Source organism: Caenimonas terrae (assembly GCF_042655405.1).
Lineage (GTDB): Bacteria > Pseudomonadota > Gammaproteobacteria > Burkholderiales > Burkholderiaceae_C > Ramlibacter > Ramlibacter terrae_A.
Genome location: NZ_JBHSMF010000006.1, coordinates 1,281,793 through 1,299,881, shown reverse-complemented (window position 1 = coordinate 1,299,881; position 18,089 = coordinate 1,281,793). Strand labels below are relative to the sequence as shown.

Sequence of the window (18,089 nt, the reverse complement as noted above, 5' to 3'; positions counted from 1 at the left end):
GAAATGGCCTAGGGCTTGCGGCGGTCCAGCGCGCATATTGCTGACGTTGCCCGGCTCTGCATCCAGAACTCCTCGGAGACCCTTCATGTCAATTCGGAAAGCGGACCCAGGGGGTGCGCGAAGTTGCTGTGGGCGCCTGCCACGCAAGCTGGTGCCGGCCGCCCTGGCCGCGGCAACGTTGTTGGCCACCGGCGCGCGCGCCGACGAGCCAGCCAGGCCGATGTTCTCCTTCAGCGGTTTCGGAACGCTGGGGCTGGTCCACTCGAGCGAGAAGAACGCGGACTTCGTTTCAAGCAGCCTCAAACCCAACGGCGCCGGTTTCACCCGCAGCTGGAGCGCCGACGTTGACAGCCGGGTGGCCGCGCAAGTCACGGCCAATTTCACGCCACAGCTATCGGGCGTTCTGCAGGTCATCTCTGAGCAGAACTACGACAACAGCTACCGGCCGCACGTGGAGTGGGCAAACATCAGGTACCAGCTCACGCCGGATTTCAGTGTGCGCGCAGGGCGCGCCGTGCTGCCCACATTCCTTCTTTCCGACACCCGAAAGGTCGCCTATACGTACCCGTGGGTGCGTCCGCCGTCCGAAGTCTACGAGCTCGTGCCGCTCAGCTCCAGCGATGGCGTGGAGGCCAGGTACCAGGCCCATTTCGGCGAACTGGTGAACACCGTGCAGGTGAATCTCGGCCAGAGAAGCGCAAGACTTGTTGGCGGCGGCGACGAGGTCACAGCCAGGGATGCATGGTCCATCACCAATACCGCCGAATCCGGTCCGCTGCTGCTGCGGATCACCTACCAGAAGGCCAGGCTGAACCTGTCGTCGGTCAATGCCCTGTTCGGCGGTTTCCGGCAGTTCGGGCCGCAGGGGATCGCGATTGCCAACCAATACGATCCCAACGGCAAGCCGTTTTCCTTCGCCGGGCTCGGCGCCAGCTACGATCCGGGCAAGTGGTTCGTGATGAGCGAATGGGCCCGTAGCGAGAGCAGCTCCGTGCTGGGCACGCGCGTTGGCTGGTATGCCAGCGGCGGCTACCGGCTCGGGGAGTTCACGCCCTATGTCCTCTATGCCCGGGTGAGGGCGGGCAAGGTCTCCGATCCGGGACTGGCGGTCGCAGGGCTGCCGCCCGCCCTGGCGGGGCCGGCCACCGCCCTTAACGGCGGCCTCAATGCGGCTTTGGCACAGTCCGCCCCCGTTCAGAGCACTGTTTCCATCGGCGCACGCTGGGATTTCGCCAAGAGTGCCGCCCTCAAGCTGCAGTTCGATCACACCCACCTGGGCCCCGGCTCATCCGGTGCGTTGCGGAACATGCAGCCGGGATTCCAGCCCGGCGGCCAGCTCAACGTGTTCAGCGCCAGCGTTGATGTCGTCTTCTGAGCAAGACCACCATGTTGCACCTCAAGCGCGCCGGGCTGGTCGTCACTGGATGGGGCCTGTGCCTGTGCGCCGGCATGGCTGCAGCGGATGTGGTGCCCGTGGTCTCGGCCAGGAACCCGGTGGCCACGATGAGCAAGAACCAGATCGCGGACATTTTCCTGGGCAAGACCGGCCGCTTTCCCGAAGGCGGCCAGGCCGTGCCGATCGACCAGGCGGAGGGGACCGCCGCGCGCGCCGAGTTCTACCTCAACTTCACCGGCAAGTCCCCCTCGCAACTCAAGGCCCATTGGGCAAAGATCATCTTCACCGGACGCGGGCAACCGCCGCTGGAAGTCGCGAACGGCGCGGAATTGAAGAGGCGCGTCGCCGACAATACGCATGCCCTGGGCTACATCGAGCGCAGCATGGTCGATGACAGCGTGAAGGTGGTGCTCGTCCCCTAGAGTCTCAGGGACTGGCGCGCCCGGGACGACAGCGATCCGGTCGCCGGCCTCAGAGGATCCGGTTGAACCAGAGCAGCGACAGCCCGGCGGACAGCAGCGAGAGCGCGGCGGCGGCGAGGGCGAGCAGTCCGGAAACCTCGGTTTCCTTCTTCTCCACCGTCAACCGCGAGCTGAGCGTGTTGTAGACCTTCTTCAGGTCGTGGGCGCTGCCGGCGTAGAAGTATTCGGCGTTGGTCTTGGCGGCGATCGCCTTGAGCGTTTCCTCGTCCAGCCGCACCCGCATCGACCAGCCCTCGAAGCCGATGGTCTCGCCGTCCACCGTGCCGATCCCCACGGTGTAGACGCGCACGCCGCGGTCGGCCGCCAGCTTGGCCGCTTCCAGCGGGTCGACGCCGGTGGTGCGCTGGCCGTCGGTCAGCATGATGATGGCCGCCGAGGCGTAGGAGCCGGGCGCCACCGGGGTGAACGGCTTCTGCTCCTTCCTTTCCTGGTCCAGCGAGAAGCCGCGCTGCCGGTCGCGTCCGGTCTGCAGCGACTCCAGTTCGATGCCGGCGTCCGGGAACAGCGTGGCCAGCGAAATCACGATGGCGTTGCCGGTGGCGGTGGCGCGCTGCAGCTGGAAGCGGTCGATCGCGGTCACCAGGTCTTCCCGGTTGATGGTGGGCAGCTGCGCGACCTGCGCCGACCCGGCGAAGGCGACGATGCCCACCTTGACGTGGCGCGGCAGGTCGGCCAGGAAGGCCTTGGCGGCGTTCTGGGCGGCCACCAGCCGGCTGGGCTGGACGTCGGTGGCGCGCATGCTGCCCGAGACGTCCATCGCCAGGATGATGGTCTGCTGGTTGGACGGCAGCGTGATCACCGCCATCGGCCGGGCGGCCGCCAGCAGCATCGCGATCAGCGCCAGCAGGAACAGCGCCGGCGGGATGTGGCGGCGGATGGTCTGGCCCGGCCCCATCGCCTCCTTGACGATCGACAGCGAGGCGTAGCGCAGCGCCGTCTTCTTCTTGCGCCGCAGCAGCCACAGGTACAGCAGCACCAGCAGCGGCATCGCCAGCATCAGCCACAGGAATTCAGGCCATTGGAAGTACATGGAGGGCCTCTTGGGTTCAGGCAGCCTGCTTCAGGTGCGCCGGCAGGCCGCCGGAAGTCAGCCGCGAGCGGCGCTTGCGCATGTCGGTAAAGCGCACGATCGCCTCCACCAGGTCGGCGTCCGTGGACAGTTCCAGCGCGTCGACGCCGGCGCGCACCAGCGCCACCCGCAGCTGCGCCTCGCGCTGGGCGGCGATGCTGGCAAAGCGCTTGCGAAAGCCGGCGTCGTGCGTGTCCACCAGCAGTTGCTCGCCGGTCTCGGCGTCGCGGATGGTCAGCAGGCCCAGGTCCGGCAGCTGCAGCTCCATCGGGTCCAGCAACCGCACCGCCACCACCTCGTGGCGCTGCGCCAGCTGGCCCAGCGGCTTTTCCCAGCCGGGCTCGGAGATGAAGTCCGACACCACGAACACGGTGGAGCGGCGCTTGAGCATGGCGCCGGCCGACTCCAGCAGTTCGTGCAGCCGGGTCGTGCCCGCTTCCACCGCCGCCGGCCGCGCCCGCATCGTGTTGAGCAGGTTCAGCACGTGGCGCCGCCCGCCGCGGGTGGGCAGCACGTGGTCCACCCCCGCGCCGTACAGCATGGCGCCGACCCGGTTGCCGTGGCGCGTCAGCATCCGCGCCAGCACGGTGACGAATTCGGACGAGACCTGGCGCTTGCGCTGCTCGCCCGAGCCGAAGTCCACCGAGGGGCTCAGGTCCAGCAGGAACCACGCCGCCATCTCGCGGTCTTCGGTGAACACGCGCACATGCGGCACGCCGGTGCGCGCGGTGACGTTCCAGTCGATGTGGCGCACGTCGTCGTGGTGCTGGTATTCGCGCAGGTCCGCCAGGTCCAGCCCGGCGCCGCGCAGCAGCGTGCGGTAGTCGCCCTGCAGCAGGCCGTCCAGCCGGCGGATCACCGTCCATTCCAGCCGGCGCAGCACGTGCTCGGCGCTCTCCGACTGAGATGCCGTTCGGTCTGAGCTTGTCGAAGACCCCGCGGGCACTTCGACAGGCCTGTCCTGAGCCTTGTCGAAGGGCTCAGTGCGAACGGGACTTCTACGCAGCCAGTTTTTCATGTTCCAGCGGCCGCGGCGGGGCGGCGATGCGGCTCATGATCTTGCCGACCAGCGCGTCGGCCGACAGGCCTTCGGACAGCGCCTCGTACGACAGCACCAGCCGGTGCCGCAGCACGTCCGGCACCAGGTCGGTCATGTCTTCCGGCAGGGCATAGGTGCGGCCGCGCATCATCGCCAGCGCCCGGGCGCCCTCGGTGAGGTTGATGGTGGCGCGCGGGCTGGCGCCGAAGCTGAGGTACTTGCCCAGTTCCTTCAGGCCGTGCTTTTCCGGCGTGCGGGTGGCCGAGACCAGCTTGACCGCGTACTGCACCAGCGAGGGGTCCACGTACACGCGCCGGCATTCCTGCTGCAGCATGGCCAGCTGCTCGGTGGTGGCCACCGAGGAGACGGCGACGGCCGGGCCGGTGACGCGCTCCACGATCACGAATTCCTCTTCGTCGGTCGGGTAGTCCACCAGCACCTTCATCATGAAGCGGTCCACCTGCGCCTCGGGCAGCGGATAGGTGCCTTCGGTCTCGATCGGGTTCTGCGTCGCCATCACCAGGAACGGGCTGGGCACCTTGTGGGTCTCGCCGGCGATCGTGACCTGCCGCTCCTGCATCACTTCGAGCAATGCGCTCTGCACCTTGGCCGGCGCCCGGTTGATTTCGTCGGCCAGCAGCAGGTTGGTGAACACCGGGCCGAGCGCGGTGGAGAAATCGCCGGTCTTCTGGTTGTAGATGCGCGTGCCCACCAGGTCCGAGGGCACCAGGTCGGGCGTGAACTGGATCCGCTTGAACTGGCCGCGGATGGTGTTGGCCAGGGTCTTGATGGTCAGCGTCTTGGCCAGGCCGGGAACGCCCTCCACCAGCAGGTGGCCCTGCGCCAGCATCGCGACCATCACCCGTTCCAGGAAGCGGTCTTGCCCGACCACCACCCGCTTGACCTCGTAGAGGATCTGTTCCATCAGCTGCGCGGTGGCGGTGTCCTGGCGGGTGGTTTCGTTCATGGAGGAGGGCTTGAGGTGGTGTCAGAAGGGGGGCAGGCCGGCGGCGGCGGCGGCGTTCTCGATCGGCACCGCGAAGCCGATGCCCAGGAAGGTGCGGGCCGAGGTCGGGTTCAGGATGGCGGTGACGATGCCCACCACCTCGCCGTCCATGGTCACCAGCGGGCCGCCGGAATTGCCGGGGTTGGCGGCGGCGTCGAACTGGATCAGGTTGTTCATTTCCTGCTTGCCTTCGGGCGAGCGGAACACGCGCTTGAGGCCGGACACGATGCCGCCCGATGCCGAGGGGCCGATGCCGAACGGGAAGCCCACCGCCAGCACCTTGTCGCCGGGCAGCAGGTCGCTGGTGGAGCGCATGGTGGCGGCGATCATGTCGTCGGGAATCTTGCTGGCCTGCAGCACCGCCAGGTCGTTCTCCGGCTGCACGCCGCTGATCGAGGCGCTCGATTCCATGCCGTCGAAGAAGATCACCTTGATGCGGTCGGCGCCCGAGACCACGTGCAGGTTGGTCAGGATCACGCCCTTGTCGATGATCACCACGCCGGTGCCCACGCCCTGCTCGACGTCTTCGTCGTCCGCGCCGGGCTGGGTGCCGGGCTGCGCGGGACCGAGCGACTTGGGCCGCGGGGCCAGCCGCGCGTTCTTGATCGGCTCATCCTTCTTCAGCCGGCTGCGCTTGACGTAGCTGACGACGCGCACCACCGAGGGGCTGATCTTGTCGTAGGCCCGCGCGTATTCGGACGGCATGACCTGCGTTTCCATGGTCTTGAGCACCGCGGCGTTGATGTCGTCCTGCGTCAGGCGACGCTGGGCCGGGCGCAGCGCCAGCGACAGGCTCAGGGCGAGCAGGGCCGCCAGCAACAGGATGGCGGCCCAGAGCAACCGGGGGCTGGAAGCGGACATGCGGGAGGTGCGGGTGGCGCCCGCGGGTGGGGCTGCCGGCGCTGTGTCGGTGGCGGGCTGCGCCTGCGGGACACGGCCGGAGCGGCTGGAGCTGTAAAGGGCTGGCCTGCGCATCCGTTCACCTATGAAACTGCGGGGAAAACGAGAATTGCACGGTATCACGGTTTCGGCGGCACTGCACGCGCTTGCGGCATCATCGAGGGGACATGGCGCCATGGATCGACACCCACTGCCACCTGGACGCGCCGGAGTTCGCGCGGGACCGCGACCAGGTCCGCGCCAGGGCGGGCGAGGCCGGTGTCGGACTGTGCGTGCTGCCGGCCGTGGAGGTCGGCAACTTCGACACCGTGCGCGCGCTGGCGCAGCGCCACGGCGACGCCTACGCTCTTGGCATCCACCCGCTGTGCACCGGCACTGCCGCTGACGATGACCTGACGACGCTCGATCGGGCGCTGGCGCAGCACCGCGGCGATCCGCGCCTGCTGGCGGTCGGCGAGATCGGGCTGGACTTCTTCGTGCCGGGCCTGGACCCGGCGCGCCAGGAGCACTTCTACCGCCAGCAGCTGGCGCTGGCGCGCCAGCACCGGCTGCCGGTGATCCTGCATGTGCGGCGTTCGGCCGACCGGCTGCTCAAGGGCCTGCGCGGCGCCGGCGTCACCGGCATCGCCCATGCCTTCAACGGCAGCGAGCAGCAGGCGCGCCAGTTCCTGGACCTGGGTTTCAAGCTGGGTTTCGGCGGCAATCTCACCTACGAGCGGGCGCAGCAGATCCGGCGGCTGGCCGCGGCATTGCCGCTGGACGCGCTGGTGATGGAAACCGATTCGCCCGACATCCCGCCGCACTGGCTCTATGCCACTGCGCAGCAGCGCGATCAGGGCCAGCCGCAGGGCCGCAACGAGCCGGCCGAACTGCCGCGCATCGCTGCGGTGCTGGCGCAGCTGCGCGGCTTGGCCGTCGACGAACTGGCGCAGGCCACCACCGCCAATGCCTGTCAGGCCTTGCCGGGGCTGGCGGCGCTGATCGGGGGGTCCTGAATCATGCGCTGCGCGGTGCGCACTTCCGGCACCGGGTAGCCGGCGGCGGCGAAGGTGTCGGCGATGGCCCGGTTGGTGTCGAAATACACCTGCCAGTAGTTGTCGGTATGGGCGTACGGCCGCACCGCGAGCAGCGGGCCTTCGGGGGTGAACTGCAGGATCTCCACGTCCGGCCGCGGCTCCTTGGCGATGTTGGGCACCTTGGCCACCGCCTCGCGCAGCTTGTCCATCGCCTCGCGCACGTTGACGCTGTTGTCCACCTTGGCCGTGAGGTCGACCCGCCGCGAGGGCAGCGTGCTGAAGTTCTGGATGTTGTCCGAGAGCACCTTGTTGTTGCCCACCAGCGCGGTGATGCCGTCGCCGGTGACCAGCGTGGTGCCGAACAGGCCGATCTCCTTGACGATGCCGTTGACGCCGCCGACGCTGACATGGTCGCCGACCCGGAACGGCCGCAGCACCTGCAGGAACACGCCGGCGGCGAAGTGGGTCAGCAGGCCGCCCCAGGCGGTGCCGATCGCCAGGCCGGCGCCGGCCAGCAGCGCGGCGAACGAGGTGGTGCGCACGCCGAAGATGTCCAGGATGACCAGCAGCAGCAGCACGTTGAGCACCACGCCGATCACAGCGCTCATGTAGACCGTCAGCGTGGGGTCGATCTTGTGGCCGCGCTGCAGCGCCGCGCCGAACAGCCGGCGGGCGATGCGGATGACCCAGCGGCCGACGATCCACACCACCAGGGCGCCAAGCAGCTTCAGGCCGAGATCCATCCCCTGCGTGCTCAGAAAAGTCCAGATCACGTCCTTGTCGACCATCGCGTCACTCCATTGCGGGCAAGCGGACGATTCTGCCGCAGCGGGCATGGCTTGTGGGGCGACTTGCCCGGCCGTGGATAATCCGCCCACCTTGAAAGCCGCCGCGCCCCAACTCCCCGATGTCAGCTTTTCCGACCACGGCGACATCCGCTATCTCCACCTGGGCAGCACCGACTGGGTCCAGGGCTCGATGCGGCTGGACGAGCCGTTCGAGCTCCACCTGGAGTACATCCAGCGGATGATGGCCTGGCTGCTGTTCACCGATCCGGCCGGCGTCTCCAAGCGCCACGCGATGCAGCTGGGGCTGGGCGCCGCCTCGCTGACCAAGTTCTGCCGGCGCAAGCTGCGCATGAAGACCACCGCCATCGAGCTGAACCCGCAGGTGGTTGCGGCCTGCCGGCTCTGGTTCAAGCTGCCGGCCGACGACGACAAGCTGTCGGTGGTGCTGGGCGACGCCGCCGAGGTCGCGGCCCATGCGCACTGGCGCGGCACCGTCGACGCGCTGCAGGTGGACCTGTACGACCACGAGGCGGCCGCGCCGGTGGTGGACAGCGCCGCCTTCTACGCCGACTGCCGGCGGCTGCTGACCGAGGACGGCTGCATGACGGTCAACCTGTTCGGCCGCTCCTCCAGCTACGAGCAGAGCCTCAAGAAGATCGTCGCCGCCTTCGGCGCCGATTGCGTCTGGGCCTTCAAGCCGACGCGCGAGGGCAACACCATCGTGCTGGCCCTGCGCGAAGCGCAACACCCGGTCCGCAGCGTGCTTGCCGAACGCGCCGAAACCATCCAGACTCGATGGGGACTCCCCGCGCCGAAGTGGCTGCGCGTCTTCAAACCCGTCGCCTGATCCCGCCTCTCATTCAAATGCGCGCCGCCGCCAGCCCCACCTCCCTCGCCAGAACGCCGCACCTGGGCCCGATCGACTGGCGCAACATGGTGGAGTGGCTGAGCCAGGACGGCATCATTTCGCCGGAAGAAGCGCGCCGCACGGTGGCGCGCTGCTCGCAGGCCGAGAGCGCCCAGCACCCGCTGGTGCGGCTGGCGTCGGTGGCGATGGAGCGCCAGAGCGACGGCAAGCCGCTGGACATCGAGATGCTGACCCAGTACCTGGCCGGCCGCGCCGGCCTGGATTACCTGCGGATCGACCCGCTCAAGGTCGACGTCGGCAAGGTGGCGGACACCATGAGCGCCGCCTATGCCGAGCGGCACCGGGTGCTGCCGGTGCAGGTGACGACGCGCGAGGTGGTGGTGGCCACCGCCGAGCCCTTCATCACCGACTGGATCGACGAGGTGGAGCGCCAGTCCAAGCGCAGCGTGCGCCGGGTGGTCGCCAATCCGCTGGACATCCACCGCTACACGGCGGAGTTCTTCGCGCTGGCCAAGTCGGTGCGCGCCGCGGTCAAGGCCGGCGGCAACGCCGGCTCGGCCAGCTTCGAGCAGCTGGTGGAACTGGGCAAGAGCAACAAGCAGCTGGACGCCAACGACCAGAGCGTGGTGCAGGTGGTGGACTGGCTGTGGACCTACGCCTTCGACCAGCGCGCCAGCGACATCCACCTGGAGCCGCGGCGCGAGCAGGGCGTGATCCGCTTCCGCATCGACGGCCTGCTGCACCCGGTCTACCAGATGCCGATGGGCGTGCTCAACGCCATGACGGCCCGCATCAAGCTGCTGGGGCGGATGGACGTGGTGGAAAAGCGCCGGCCGCAGGACGGCCGCATCAAGACCCGCAACCCGCGCGGCGACGAGATCGAGATGCGGCTGTCGACCCTGCCCACCGCCTTCGGCGAGAAGATGGTGATGCGGATCTTCGACCCGGACACCGCGGTCAAGGACCTGGACGCGCTGGGCTTCTCCCAGCACGACTCGGCCCGCTGGGAGGCGCTGGTCAAGCGCCCGCACGGCATCATCCTGGTGACCGGGCCGACCGGCTCGGGCAAGACCACCACGCTGTACTCGACGCTCAAGCGGGTCGCCACCGAGGAGGTGAACGTCAGCACGGTGGAAGACCCGATCGAGATGATCGAGCCCTCGTTCAACCAGACCCAGGTCCAGCCGCAGCTCGACTTCAATTTCGCCGAGGGGCTGCGGGCGCTGATGCGGCAGGACCCGGACATCATCATGGTCGGCGAGATCCGCGACCTGCAGACCGCCGAGATGGCGGTGCAGGCGGCGCTGACCGGCCACCTGGTGTTCTCCACGCTGCACACCAACGACGCGCCCTCGGCCATCACGCGGCTGATGGAGCTGGGCGTTCCCTCCTACCTCATCAACGCCACCATGCTGGGCGTGCTGGCGCAGCGGCTGGTGCGCACGCTGTGCAAGCAGTGCCGCGAGCGGGACACCACCGACGGCCGCGCCGCGATCGACGAGGTGATCAAGCCCTGGAAGATCAGCGGCAGCTACAAGCCGATGAAGCCGGTGGGCTGCGTGGACTGCCGCATGACCGGCTTCCTGGGCCGCACCGGCCTGTACGAGCTGCTCACCGTCACCGAGGCCTTCAAGGACAAGGTCGCCTCGGGGGCCACCAACGACGCCCTGCGGCGCCAGGCCATCGCCGACGGCATGCGGCCGCTGCGCCTGGCCGGCGCCCTGCGCGTGGCCGAGGGTGTCACCACCCTCGACGAAGTCCTCACCACCACGCCTTCCCTGGATTAGGGCTCTATGTTCCCGCCCGCCGCCGCCATCGGCGGCGCCGCCGCATGGCTCCAGGCCGAGCCCAACCTGACTCGATCTGAGTCGTGGCTGACAGATTCTGAGCCCAAACTGACCGTTTATAGGTGGAACCCACAACAGGGACGGCCCCGCTGGGCACCCACAATCGGCCCTCGGATTTCAATTTCGAGGAGAGAAAACGTGCATATCAAGAGCCAGAAGGACTTCTTCTCGGGCCTGCTGTTCATCGGCATCGGCATCGCGTTCTCCTGGGGCGCGACCACCTACAACGTGGGCGAGGGCGCGCGCATGGGGCCGGGCTACTTCCCGTTGATGCTGGGAATCGTGCTGGCACTGATCGGCGCGGTGGTGCTGTTCACCTCGCTGGTGGTGGAAGTCGAAGGCGGCGAGCGGATCGGCAAATGGGCCTGGCGGCCGCTGTTCTTCATCATCGCGGCCAACCTCGCGTTCGGCGTGCTGCTGGGGGGCCTTCCTTCCATCGGCCTGCCCGGCATGGGCCTGATCGCGGCCATCTTCGGCCTGACCATCATCGCCAGCATGGCGGACGGCAAGTTCCACACGCGCGACATCCTGATCCTGGCGACGGTGCTGGCGGTGGGCAGCTACCTGGCCTTCATCGTGCTGCTCAAGCTGCAGATCCCGGTCTGGCCGGCCTTCATCAGCGGCTAAAGGAAACAAGAACATGGACCTGATTGCCAATCTCTCGCTCGGTTTCGGCGTCGCCTTCACGCCGATCAACCTGCTGTATGCCTTCATCGGCTGCATGCTGGGCACGCTGATCGGCGTGCTGCCCGGCATCGGCCCGGTGGCGACCATCGCGATGCTGCTGCCGGCCACCTATGCGCTGCCTCCCGTCTCCGCGCTGATCATGCTGGCCGGCATCTATTACGGTGCGCAGTACGGCGGTTCCACCACCGCCATCCTGGTGAACCTGCCGGGCGAATCGTCCTCGGTGGTCACCTGCATCGACGGCTACCAGATGGCGCGGCAGGGCAGGGCCGGGCCTGCGCTGGCCGCTGCCGGCCTGGGATCGTTCTTTGCCGGCTCGGTCGGCACGCTGATCCTGGCGGCATTCGCGCCGCCGCTGACGGAGCTGGCCTTCAAGTTCGGCCCGGCCGAATACTTTTCGCTGATGATCCTGGGCCTGATCGGCGCGGTGGTGCTCGCTTCCGGTTCGCTGCTCAAGGCGATCGGCATGATCGTGCTGGGCCTGCTGCTGGGACTGATCGGCACCGACGTCAATTCGGGCGTGGCGCGCTACAGCTTCGACATCCCGGAGCTCACGGACGGCATCGGCTTCGTGGTGATCGCCATGGGCGTGTTCGGCTACGGCGAGATCATCTCCAACCTGTCGCAGCCCAGCGACGAGCGCGAGGTCTTCACGTCCAAGGTGACGGGCCTGTGGCCGACCAAGGACGACTTCAAGCACATGCTGCCGGCGGTGCTGCGCGGGACCTCGCTGGGGTCGGCGCTGGGCATCCTGCCTGGTGGCGGCGCGCTGCTGGCCGCGTTCGCAGCCTATGCGCTGGAGAAGAAGGTGAAGCTCGCCCCCGGCGAGATCGCCTTCGGCAAGGGCAACATCCGCGGCGTGGCCGGTCCCGAGTCGGCCAACAACGCCGGCGCCCAGACCTCCTTCATCCCGCTGCTGACGCTGGGCATTCCACCGAACGCGGTGATGGCGCTGATGGTGGGTGCGATGACCATCCACAACATCCAGCCCGGCCCGCAGGTGATGACCAGCAACCCGCAGCTGTTCTGGGGCCTGATCGCCTCCATGTGGATCGGCAACGCGATGCTGGTGATCCTGAACCTGCCGCTGATCGGCATGTGGATCAAGCTGCTGACGGTGCCCTACCGCTTCCTGTTCCCGGCCATCGTGCTGTTCTGCGCCGTCGGGGTCTATTCGACCAACAACAACACCTTCGACGTCTGGATGGTCGCGGCCTTCGGCGTGATCGGCTACCTGTTCGTGAAGCTGGGCATGGAGCCGGCGCCGCTGCTGCTCGGCTTCATCCTGGGCCCGATGATGGAGGAGAACCTGCGGCGGGCGCTGCTGCTGTCGCGCGGCGACTGGAGCGTGTTCGTCACCCGCGGCCTGTCGGCCGGGCTGCTGGCCGCCGCCGTGCTGCTGCTGGTGATCGTGCTGTTGCCGGCGGTCAAGAACAAGCGGCAGGAAGCCTTCGTCGAGGAGTGATCGGCGGTTGCCCCTAGCCAGCGGCGCCCACGGGCGCCGCTTTCCTTGGTGCGGCCGCACTGCGCCACAATTGCGCCGGAGGACCGAATGCAAACCACCAGCCGCCTGCCGCCGGCGCATCCGCAGCGCACGGCCCTGCACAACGAAATCCATGCCCGCCCGCCGCAGGAGCTGAGCGCGCCGCTGGCGATCTCGCACGTGGTGATGGCGTGCGACGCCGACCAGCGCATCGCCAGCCGCGAGCACCTGGCGGCGCTGCTGCGCGACCACCACCTGCCCGGACCGGATGCGGCGTCCACCCACCTGCGCACCGAACTGGCCCGGTTCGGCCTGCGCTGGGAGATGCACACCGAATTCGTCACCTGGACCTTCCTGCGGCCCTTCGACGCCACCGGCTTCGGCGAGCGCAACCCGGATGCGGCGATCGCGTCGGTGCCGCAGGAGTGGCTGGGGCAGTTGCCCGGCCAGCTGCTCGCCGGCGTCCACCTGTGGGTGCTGCCGGCGCGCGAGATGCCGGCGGCCACGCTGGTGCGCCACGTGCTCAACGAGGAGACGCTGGTCGGTTCGGCCGTCGTTCAGGGCCAGGGCGAGGTCTTCACCGACTTCGCGATGCATGCCGACGGCTTCTCGCGCATGGTGCTGCTGGCCGGCCAGGTCGGCGCCCGGCGCCTGGGCCGGCTGGTGCAGCAGCTGCTGGAGATCGACACTTACCGGATGGCGGCGCTGCTGGGCCTGCCGGCCGCGCGCGAGGCGAGCTCGGTGCTCGGGTATGCCGAGCGCGAGCTGGCCGAACTGGCCGAATCGATCCGGCTGGCGGCCAAGGACCAGGAGCGGGTGCTGCTGGACCGGCTGACCCGGCTGGCCGGCAAGGTGGAGAGCCAGTACGCCGCCACCCATTCGCGCTTTTCCGCCAGCGCCGCCTATTTCGAGCTGATCGACCGCCGGATCGCCGACATCGGCGAGACGCGGATCGACGGACTGCAGACCATCGGCGCATTCATGGAGCGGCGCCTGTCGCCGGCGCGCAGCACCTGCGCCTGGGCGACGCGGCGCCAAGATGCGCTGTCGCAACGGGTGTCCCGCATGAGCGCCCTGCTGCGCACCCGGGTGGAGATCGAGCAGCAGCAAAGCAGCCAGGCGGTGCTGGACGCGATGAACCGGCGCCAGGGCCTGCAGCTGCAGCTGCAGGCGACGGTGGAGGGGCTGTCGGTCGCGGCCATCACCTATTACATCGTCGGCCTGGTGAGCTACCTGGCCAAGGCGGCCCACGCCATCGGCTGGCCCTGGAGCGCCGAGAGCACCGCCGCCTGCGCGATCCCGGTGGTGGCGCTGGCGGTCTGGGGCTCGCTGCGCCGGCTGCACCACAAGGTGTTTTCTTCTTGACCGCGCCCGCGGGCGCACCCGCCACGCAGGCGCTGCTGCCCGGGCTGGCGCTGGCCGTCACCGGCGCCATCACCTTCAGCGGCAAGGCCATCATCGTCAAGCTCGCGTACCGCTACGGCGTCGACGCGGTGACGGTGATCATGCTGCGCATGCTGTTCGCGCTGCCCATCTTCCTCGCGATGGCCTGGTGGGCCGGACGCGGCCAGCCGCCGCTGGCGCCGCGCGACTGGCTGGGTGCGATCGGCCTGGGTTTTTGCGGCTACTACCTCTCGAGCTTCCTGGACTTCGCCGGCCTGCAATACATCAGCGCCTCGCTGGAGCGGCTGATCCTGTACCTCAACCCCACCGTGGTGATGCTGCTGGCCTTCCTGCTGCACGGCAAGCGGTTCTCGCGGCTGCAGCTGGCCGGCATGGCGCTGAGCTACTGCGGGGTGGTGCTGGTGTTCGGCCACGAGATCCAGGCCGCCGGCCGCCAGGCGGTGCTGGGCGCCGCGCTAATCTTCGGCAGCGCCGTCAGCTATGCGGTCTACCTGGTCTACAGCGGGCAGATGGTCAAACGGCTGGGCGCCCTGCGGCTGGTCGGGCTGGCCACCTCCGCGGCCTGCCTGTTCTGCATCCTGCAGTACGCGCTGCTGCGTCCGCTCGGCGCCATCGCCGCAATCCCGTTGCCGGTGGTCTGGCTGTCCGTGCTCAATGCGACGCTGTGCACCGCCGTGCCGGTGCTGCTGGTGATGATGGCGATCGAGCGCATCGGGCCGGCGCTGTCGGCGCAAAGCGGGATGGTCGGCCCGCTGGCCACCATCCTGATGAGCGTGTGGATCCTGGGCGAGCCCTTCACCGCCTGGATCGCTGCCGGCACCGTGCTGGTGGTGGCCGGGATCTTCGTGTTCAGCCGGGCTTCGCGCTAAAGTCAATCGCGATAATCGGTACATCCTTTCTGAAAGAAGCGCGATGAAGTTAGTCATTCTGGCCGGAGGCCTGGGCACCCGGATCAGCGAAGAAACGTCGGTGCGTCCCAAGCCGATGGTGGAGATCGGCGGGCGTCCCATCCTCTGGCACATCATGAAGATGTACTCGTGCCATGGCGTGAACGAGTTCATCCTCTGCCTGGGCTACAAGGGCTACCTGATCAAGGAATTCTTTGCCAACTACTTCCTCCACACCTCCGACGTCACCATCGATCTGTCCAGCAACGCGATCGAGGTGCACCAGCGGACGGCCGAGCCGTGGAAGGTGACCATGGTCGAGACCGGCGAATCGACCATGACCGGCGGGCGCCTCAAGCGCGTTGCCCCCTATCTGGGCGACGAGGATTTCTGTTTCACCTATGGCGACGGCGTGGCCGACGTGGACATCACGAAGTTGATCGCCTATCACCGCAGCAGCAGCCGGCTGGCGACGCTCACGGCGGTTCAACCGCCGGGGCGCTTCGGCGCGCTGAACCTGGAAGGGGACCTGATCCGGGGCTTCCAGGAAAAGCCGCAGGGCGACGGGGGCTGGGTCAACGGCGGCTTCTTCGTACTGTCGCCGCGCGTGCTCGACTACATTGCCGGCGACGACACGACCTGGGAGCGCGAACCGCTGCAGCGGCTGGCGCAGGAGGGCCAGCTGTCGGCTCATTTCCACCACGGATTCTGGCAGCCGATGGACACGCTGCGCGACAAGATCCATCTGGACGAACTCTGGGCCGGCGGCAGCGCGCCCTGGAAATCATGGTGACACCGGCCGCCATCGACCCGGCCTTCTGGCGCGGGCGGCGGGTCTTCCTGACCGGCCACACCGGCTTCAAGGGCAGCTGGCTGGCCTTGTGGCTGCAGCGGCTGGGCGCCGACGTGACCGGCTATGCGCTGGCGCCGGAGCCGGGCCCCAACCTGTTCGACGTGCTGCACCGGCAGCAGCCGCTGCGGTCCTTGATCGCCGACGTGCGCGACGGCGCGGCGCTGCGGCAGGCGCTGGCCGACAGCCGAAGCGAGGTGGTGCTGCACCTGGCCGCCCAGCCGCTGGTGCGCCGCTCGTACCAGGACCCGGTGGAAACCTATTCCACCAACGTCATGGGCACGGTGAACCTGCTGGAGGCGGTCAGGAGCACGCCCGAAGTGCGTTCGGTGGTGGTGGTCACCAGCGACAAGTGCTACGAGAACCGCGAATGGGACCGCGGTTACCGCGAGACCGACGCGATGGGCGGCCACGATCCCTACAGCAGCAGCAAGGGCTGCGCCGAGCTGGTGTCGGCCGCGTACCGCTCCTCATTTTTCAATGCGCGTGGCCAGCAACAGCCCGGCGTCGCGCTGGCAAGCGCCCGCGCCGGCAACGTCATCGGCGGCGGCGACTGGGCGGTGGACCGGCTGGTGCCGGACCTGTTGCGGGCCTTCGCGCAGGGCGAGCCGGCGTCGATCCGCAACCCGTCGGCGGTGCGGCCCTGGCAGCACGTGCTGGAGCCGCTGCGCGGCTACCTGCTGCTGGCGCAGCAGCTCGCGATCGACGGCCAGCGCTGGGCGCAGGCCTGGAACTTCGGCCCCGCCGACACGGATGCGCTGACCGTCGGCGAGATCGCAGACCGGCTGTGCGCCCTCTGGGGGCCGCCGGCGGCCTGGGCCACCGACGGCCAGCAGCATCCGCACGAAGCGCGCTGGCTCAGGCTCGATTGCTCCAAGGCGCGCGAGGAGCTCGGCTGGAGCCCGCGCTGGGACCTGGAGCGCGCCCTGCGCGAGATCGTGCGCTGGCACCGCGCCAGCGCTGCCGGGGCGGACATGCGGGCGCTTTCCCTGCAGCAGATTGACGACTTCGAAACCACTTCCCACCATGCCTGATCCCGACCTGTCCCTGAAGAAGAACGAGCTGCGCCGCAAGATCGCGGACCTGGTGGCGCAATACGGCGAACTGGCCGGCGTGCCGGTGCCGTTCGAGCCCGGTGTCACCGTGATTCCGCCGTCCGGCAAGGTCGTCGGTGCGCCCGAGATGCAGCTGATGGTGGAGGCCTCGCTGGACGCCTGGCTGACCACCGGCCGCTTCAACACGCTGTTCGAATCCCGCCTCGCGCAGTACCTGGGCGTCAAGCACCTGATGACCGTCAACTCCGGGTCGTCGGCCAACCTGGTGGCATTCAGCACGCTGACCTCGCCCAACCTGGGCGACCGCGCGATCCGGCCCGGCGACGAAGTGATCGGCGTGGCCGCCGGCTTTCCCACCACCGTCAACCCGATCCTGCAATGCGGCGCCGTGCCGGTTCTGGTGGACGTCGACATCCCGACCTACAACGTCGATCCCAGCCTGCTGGAAGCCGCCATCGGCCCGCGCACCAAGGCCATCATGCTGGCCCATACGCTGGGCAACCCGTACAACCTGAAGGTGGTGCAGCAACTGTGCCGCAAGCACCAGCTCTGGCTGATCGAGGACTGCTGCGATGCGCTGGGATCGCGCTACGAGGGCAAGCTGGTCGGCACCTTCGGCGACATCGGCACCCTGAGCTTCTATCCGGCGCACCACATCACCATGGGCGAGGGCGGCGCCGTCTTCACCAACAACGACGAACTGCGGCTGATCGCCGAGTCGATCCGCGACTGGGGCCGCGACTGCTATTGCCCGCCGGGCAAGGACAACACCTGCGGCAAGCGCTTCTGCTGGAAGCTGGGCGACCTGCCGCAGGGCTACGACCACAAGTACACCTATTCGCACCTGGGCTACAACCTCAAGATCACCGACATGCAGGCGGCCTGCGCGCTGGCCCAGATGGACCGGCTGGACGGCTTCGTGCAGGCACGCAAGGACAACTTCGCCTACCTGAAGGACCGGCTGCGCAGCTGCGAGGAATTCCTCGAGCTGCCGGAGCCGACCGCGGGCGCCGAGCCCTCGTGGTTCGGCTTCCCGATCACGCTGCGCGCGGGGGCCAACACGCAGCGGGTGGACCTGCTGACCTACCTCGACCAGCGCAAGGTCGGCACCCGGCTGCTGTTCGCCGGCAACCTGACCCGCCAGCCCTACATGCTGGGCCGCAACTTCCGGGTGAGCGGCGAACTGCGCCGGACCGACCGGATCATGAACGACACCTTCTGGCTGGGCGTGTACCCGGGGCTGAGCCGCACCATGCTGGACTACGCGGCGGAACAGGTCGAGACCTTCTTCGGCCTGCACTTTGACTGAGGC

At 68.4% G+C, this 18,089-nt stretch carries 17 protein-coding genes; 12 read left to right on the top strand and 5 right to left on the bottom strand.

Features of this window, described 5'->3' with window-relative positions; all coding sequences use genetic code 11:
• Nucleotides 1-151: 151 nt before the first annotated feature.
• Together ACFPOE_RS13125 and ACFPOE_RS13120 are read left to right on the top strand one after the other, a co-directional pair.
• Nucleotides 152-1,375 carry a porin gene (locus ACFPOE_RS13125; RefSeq protein WP_376850533.1) on the top strand — a complete coding sequence of 408 codons (1,224 nt, stop codon included), beginning with the start codon at nucleotides 152-154 and terminating at the stop codon, nucleotides 1,373-1,375.
• Nucleotides 1,376-1,386: 11 nt separating this feature from the next.
• On the top strand, nucleotides 1,387-1,818 hold the full coding sequence (locus ACFPOE_RS13120; protein ID WP_376850532.1) for a type 2 periplasmic-binding domain-containing protein: 432 nt from the start codon (nucleotides 1,387-1,389) through the stop codon (nucleotides 1,816-1,818).
• A 49-nt stretch (nucleotides 1,819-1,867) separates the two neighbouring features.
• On the opposite strand, the gene ACFPOE_RS13115 is transcribed toward ACFPOE_RS13120, so the two are convergent.
• From ACFPOE_RS13115 to ACFPOE_RS13100, 4 genes are read right to left on the bottom strand one after another with little or no spacing between them, the layout of a single operon-like run.
• The gene (locus tag ACFPOE_RS13115; protein WP_376850531.1) at nucleotides 1,868-2,908 is read right to left on the bottom strand and encodes a VWA domain-containing protein; all 1,041 of its coding nucleotides are present in this window, start codon (nucleotides 2,906-2,908) and stop codon (nucleotides 1,868-1,870) included.
• A gap of 16 nt (nucleotides 2,909-2,924) precedes the next feature.
• Nucleotides 2,925-3,965 (bottom strand): DUF58 domain-containing protein, encoded by a 1,041-nt coding sequence (locus tag ACFPOE_RS13110; protein ID WP_376850530.1) that lies wholly within the window; start codon nucleotides 3,963-3,965, stop codon nucleotides 2,925-2,927.
• Nucleotides 3,946-4,953 carry an AAA family ATPase gene (locus ACFPOE_RS13105; protein WP_376850529.1) on the bottom strand — a complete coding sequence of 336 codons (1,008 nt, stop codon included), beginning with the start codon at nucleotides 4,951-4,953 and terminating at the stop codon, nucleotides 3,946-3,948. The genes ACFPOE_RS13110 and ACFPOE_RS13105 overlap by 20 nt, the downstream gene beginning before the upstream one ends.
• A gap of 21 nt (nucleotides 4,954-4,974) precedes the next feature.
• Nucleotides 4,975-5,967, bottom strand: a complete 993-nt coding sequence (locus ACFPOE_RS13100) for a S1C family serine protease (RefSeq protein ID WP_376850528.1) — start codon at nucleotides 5,965-5,967, stop codon at nucleotides 4,975-4,977.
• Nucleotides 5,968-6,059: 92 nt separating this feature from the next.
• Between ACFPOE_RS13100 and ACFPOE_RS13095 the strand changes: the two genes are divergently transcribed.
• Complete coding sequence (locus ACFPOE_RS13095) at nucleotides 6,060-6,887, top strand: TatD family hydrolase (protein WP_376850527.1); 828 nt, start codon at nucleotides 6,060-6,062, stop codon at nucleotides 6,885-6,887.
• Here the strand turns inward: ACFPOE_RS13095 and ACFPOE_RS13090 are convergent.
• On the bottom strand, nucleotides 6,845-7,696 hold the full coding sequence (locus ACFPOE_RS13090; protein WP_376850526.1) for a mechanosensitive ion channel family protein: 852 nt from the start codon (nucleotides 7,694-7,696) through the stop codon (nucleotides 6,845-6,847). The genes ACFPOE_RS13095 and ACFPOE_RS13090 overlap by 43 nt on opposite strands.
• A gap of 91 nt (nucleotides 7,697-7,787) precedes the next feature.
• Here ACFPOE_RS13090 and ACFPOE_RS13085 point away from each other — a divergent pair, with 91 nt between their 5' ends.
• From ACFPOE_RS13085 to rfbH, 9 genes are all read left to right on the top strand, one after another.
• A complete protein-coding gene (locus ACFPOE_RS13085) occupies nucleotides 7,788-8,543 on the top strand; it encodes a spermine/spermidine synthase domain-containing protein (protein WP_376850525.1) in 756 nt (251 codons plus the stop codon).
• A 17-nt stretch (nucleotides 8,544-8,560) separates the two neighbouring features.
• Nucleotides 8,561-10,351, top strand: a complete 1,791-nt coding sequence (gene tfpB / locus ACFPOE_RS13080) for a type IV pilus assembly ATPase TfpB (RefSeq protein ID WP_376850524.1) — start codon at nucleotides 8,561-8,563, stop codon at nucleotides 10,349-10,351.
• Nucleotides 10,352-10,549: 198 nt separating this feature from the next.
• Complete coding sequence (locus ACFPOE_RS13075) at nucleotides 10,550-11,038, top strand: tripartite tricarboxylate transporter TctB family protein (RefSeq protein WP_376850523.1); 489 nt, start codon at nucleotides 10,550-10,552, stop codon at nucleotides 11,036-11,038.
• 13 nt (nucleotides 11,039-11,051) lie between these two features.
• Nucleotides 11,052-12,563 carry a tripartite tricarboxylate transporter permease gene (locus ACFPOE_RS13070; RefSeq protein WP_376850522.1) on the top strand — a complete coding sequence of 504 codons (1,512 nt, stop codon included), beginning with the start codon at nucleotides 11,052-11,054 and terminating at the stop codon, nucleotides 12,561-12,563.
• A gap of 87 nt (nucleotides 12,564-12,650) precedes the next feature.
• A complete protein-coding gene (locus ACFPOE_RS13065) occupies nucleotides 12,651-13,946 on the top strand; it encodes a DUF3422 family protein (RefSeq protein WP_376850521.1) in 1,296 nt (431 codons plus the stop codon).
• The gene (locus tag ACFPOE_RS13060) at nucleotides 13,943-14,854 is read left to right on the top strand and encodes a DMT family transporter (protein WP_376850520.1); all 912 of its coding nucleotides are present in this window, start codon (nucleotides 13,943-13,945) and stop codon (nucleotides 14,852-14,854) included. The genes ACFPOE_RS13065 and ACFPOE_RS13060 overlap by 4 nt, the downstream gene beginning before the upstream one ends.
• Nucleotides 14,855-14,897: 43 nt before the next feature.
• Nucleotides 14,898-15,665, top strand: a complete 768-nt coding sequence (gene rfbF / locus ACFPOE_RS13055) for a glucose-1-phosphate cytidylyltransferase (protein ID WP_376850519.1) — start codon at nucleotides 14,898-14,900, stop codon at nucleotides 15,663-15,665.
• The gene (gene rfbG, locus ACFPOE_RS13050) at nucleotides 15,659-16,756 is read left to right on the top strand and encodes a CDP-glucose 4,6-dehydratase (RefSeq protein ID WP_376850518.1); all 1,098 of its coding nucleotides are present in this window, start codon (nucleotides 15,659-15,661) and stop codon (nucleotides 16,754-16,756) included. The genes rfbF and rfbG overlap by 7 nt, the downstream gene beginning before the upstream one ends.
• The gene (gene rfbH / locus ACFPOE_RS13045) at nucleotides 16,749-18,086 is read left to right on the top strand and encodes a lipopolysaccharide biosynthesis protein RfbH (protein ID WP_376850517.1); all 1,338 of its coding nucleotides are present in this window, start codon (nucleotides 16,749-16,751) and stop codon (nucleotides 18,084-18,086) included. Before rfbG ends, rfbH begins: the two co-directional genes overlap by 8 nt.
• Nucleotides 18,087-18,089 lie beyond the last annotated feature (3 nt).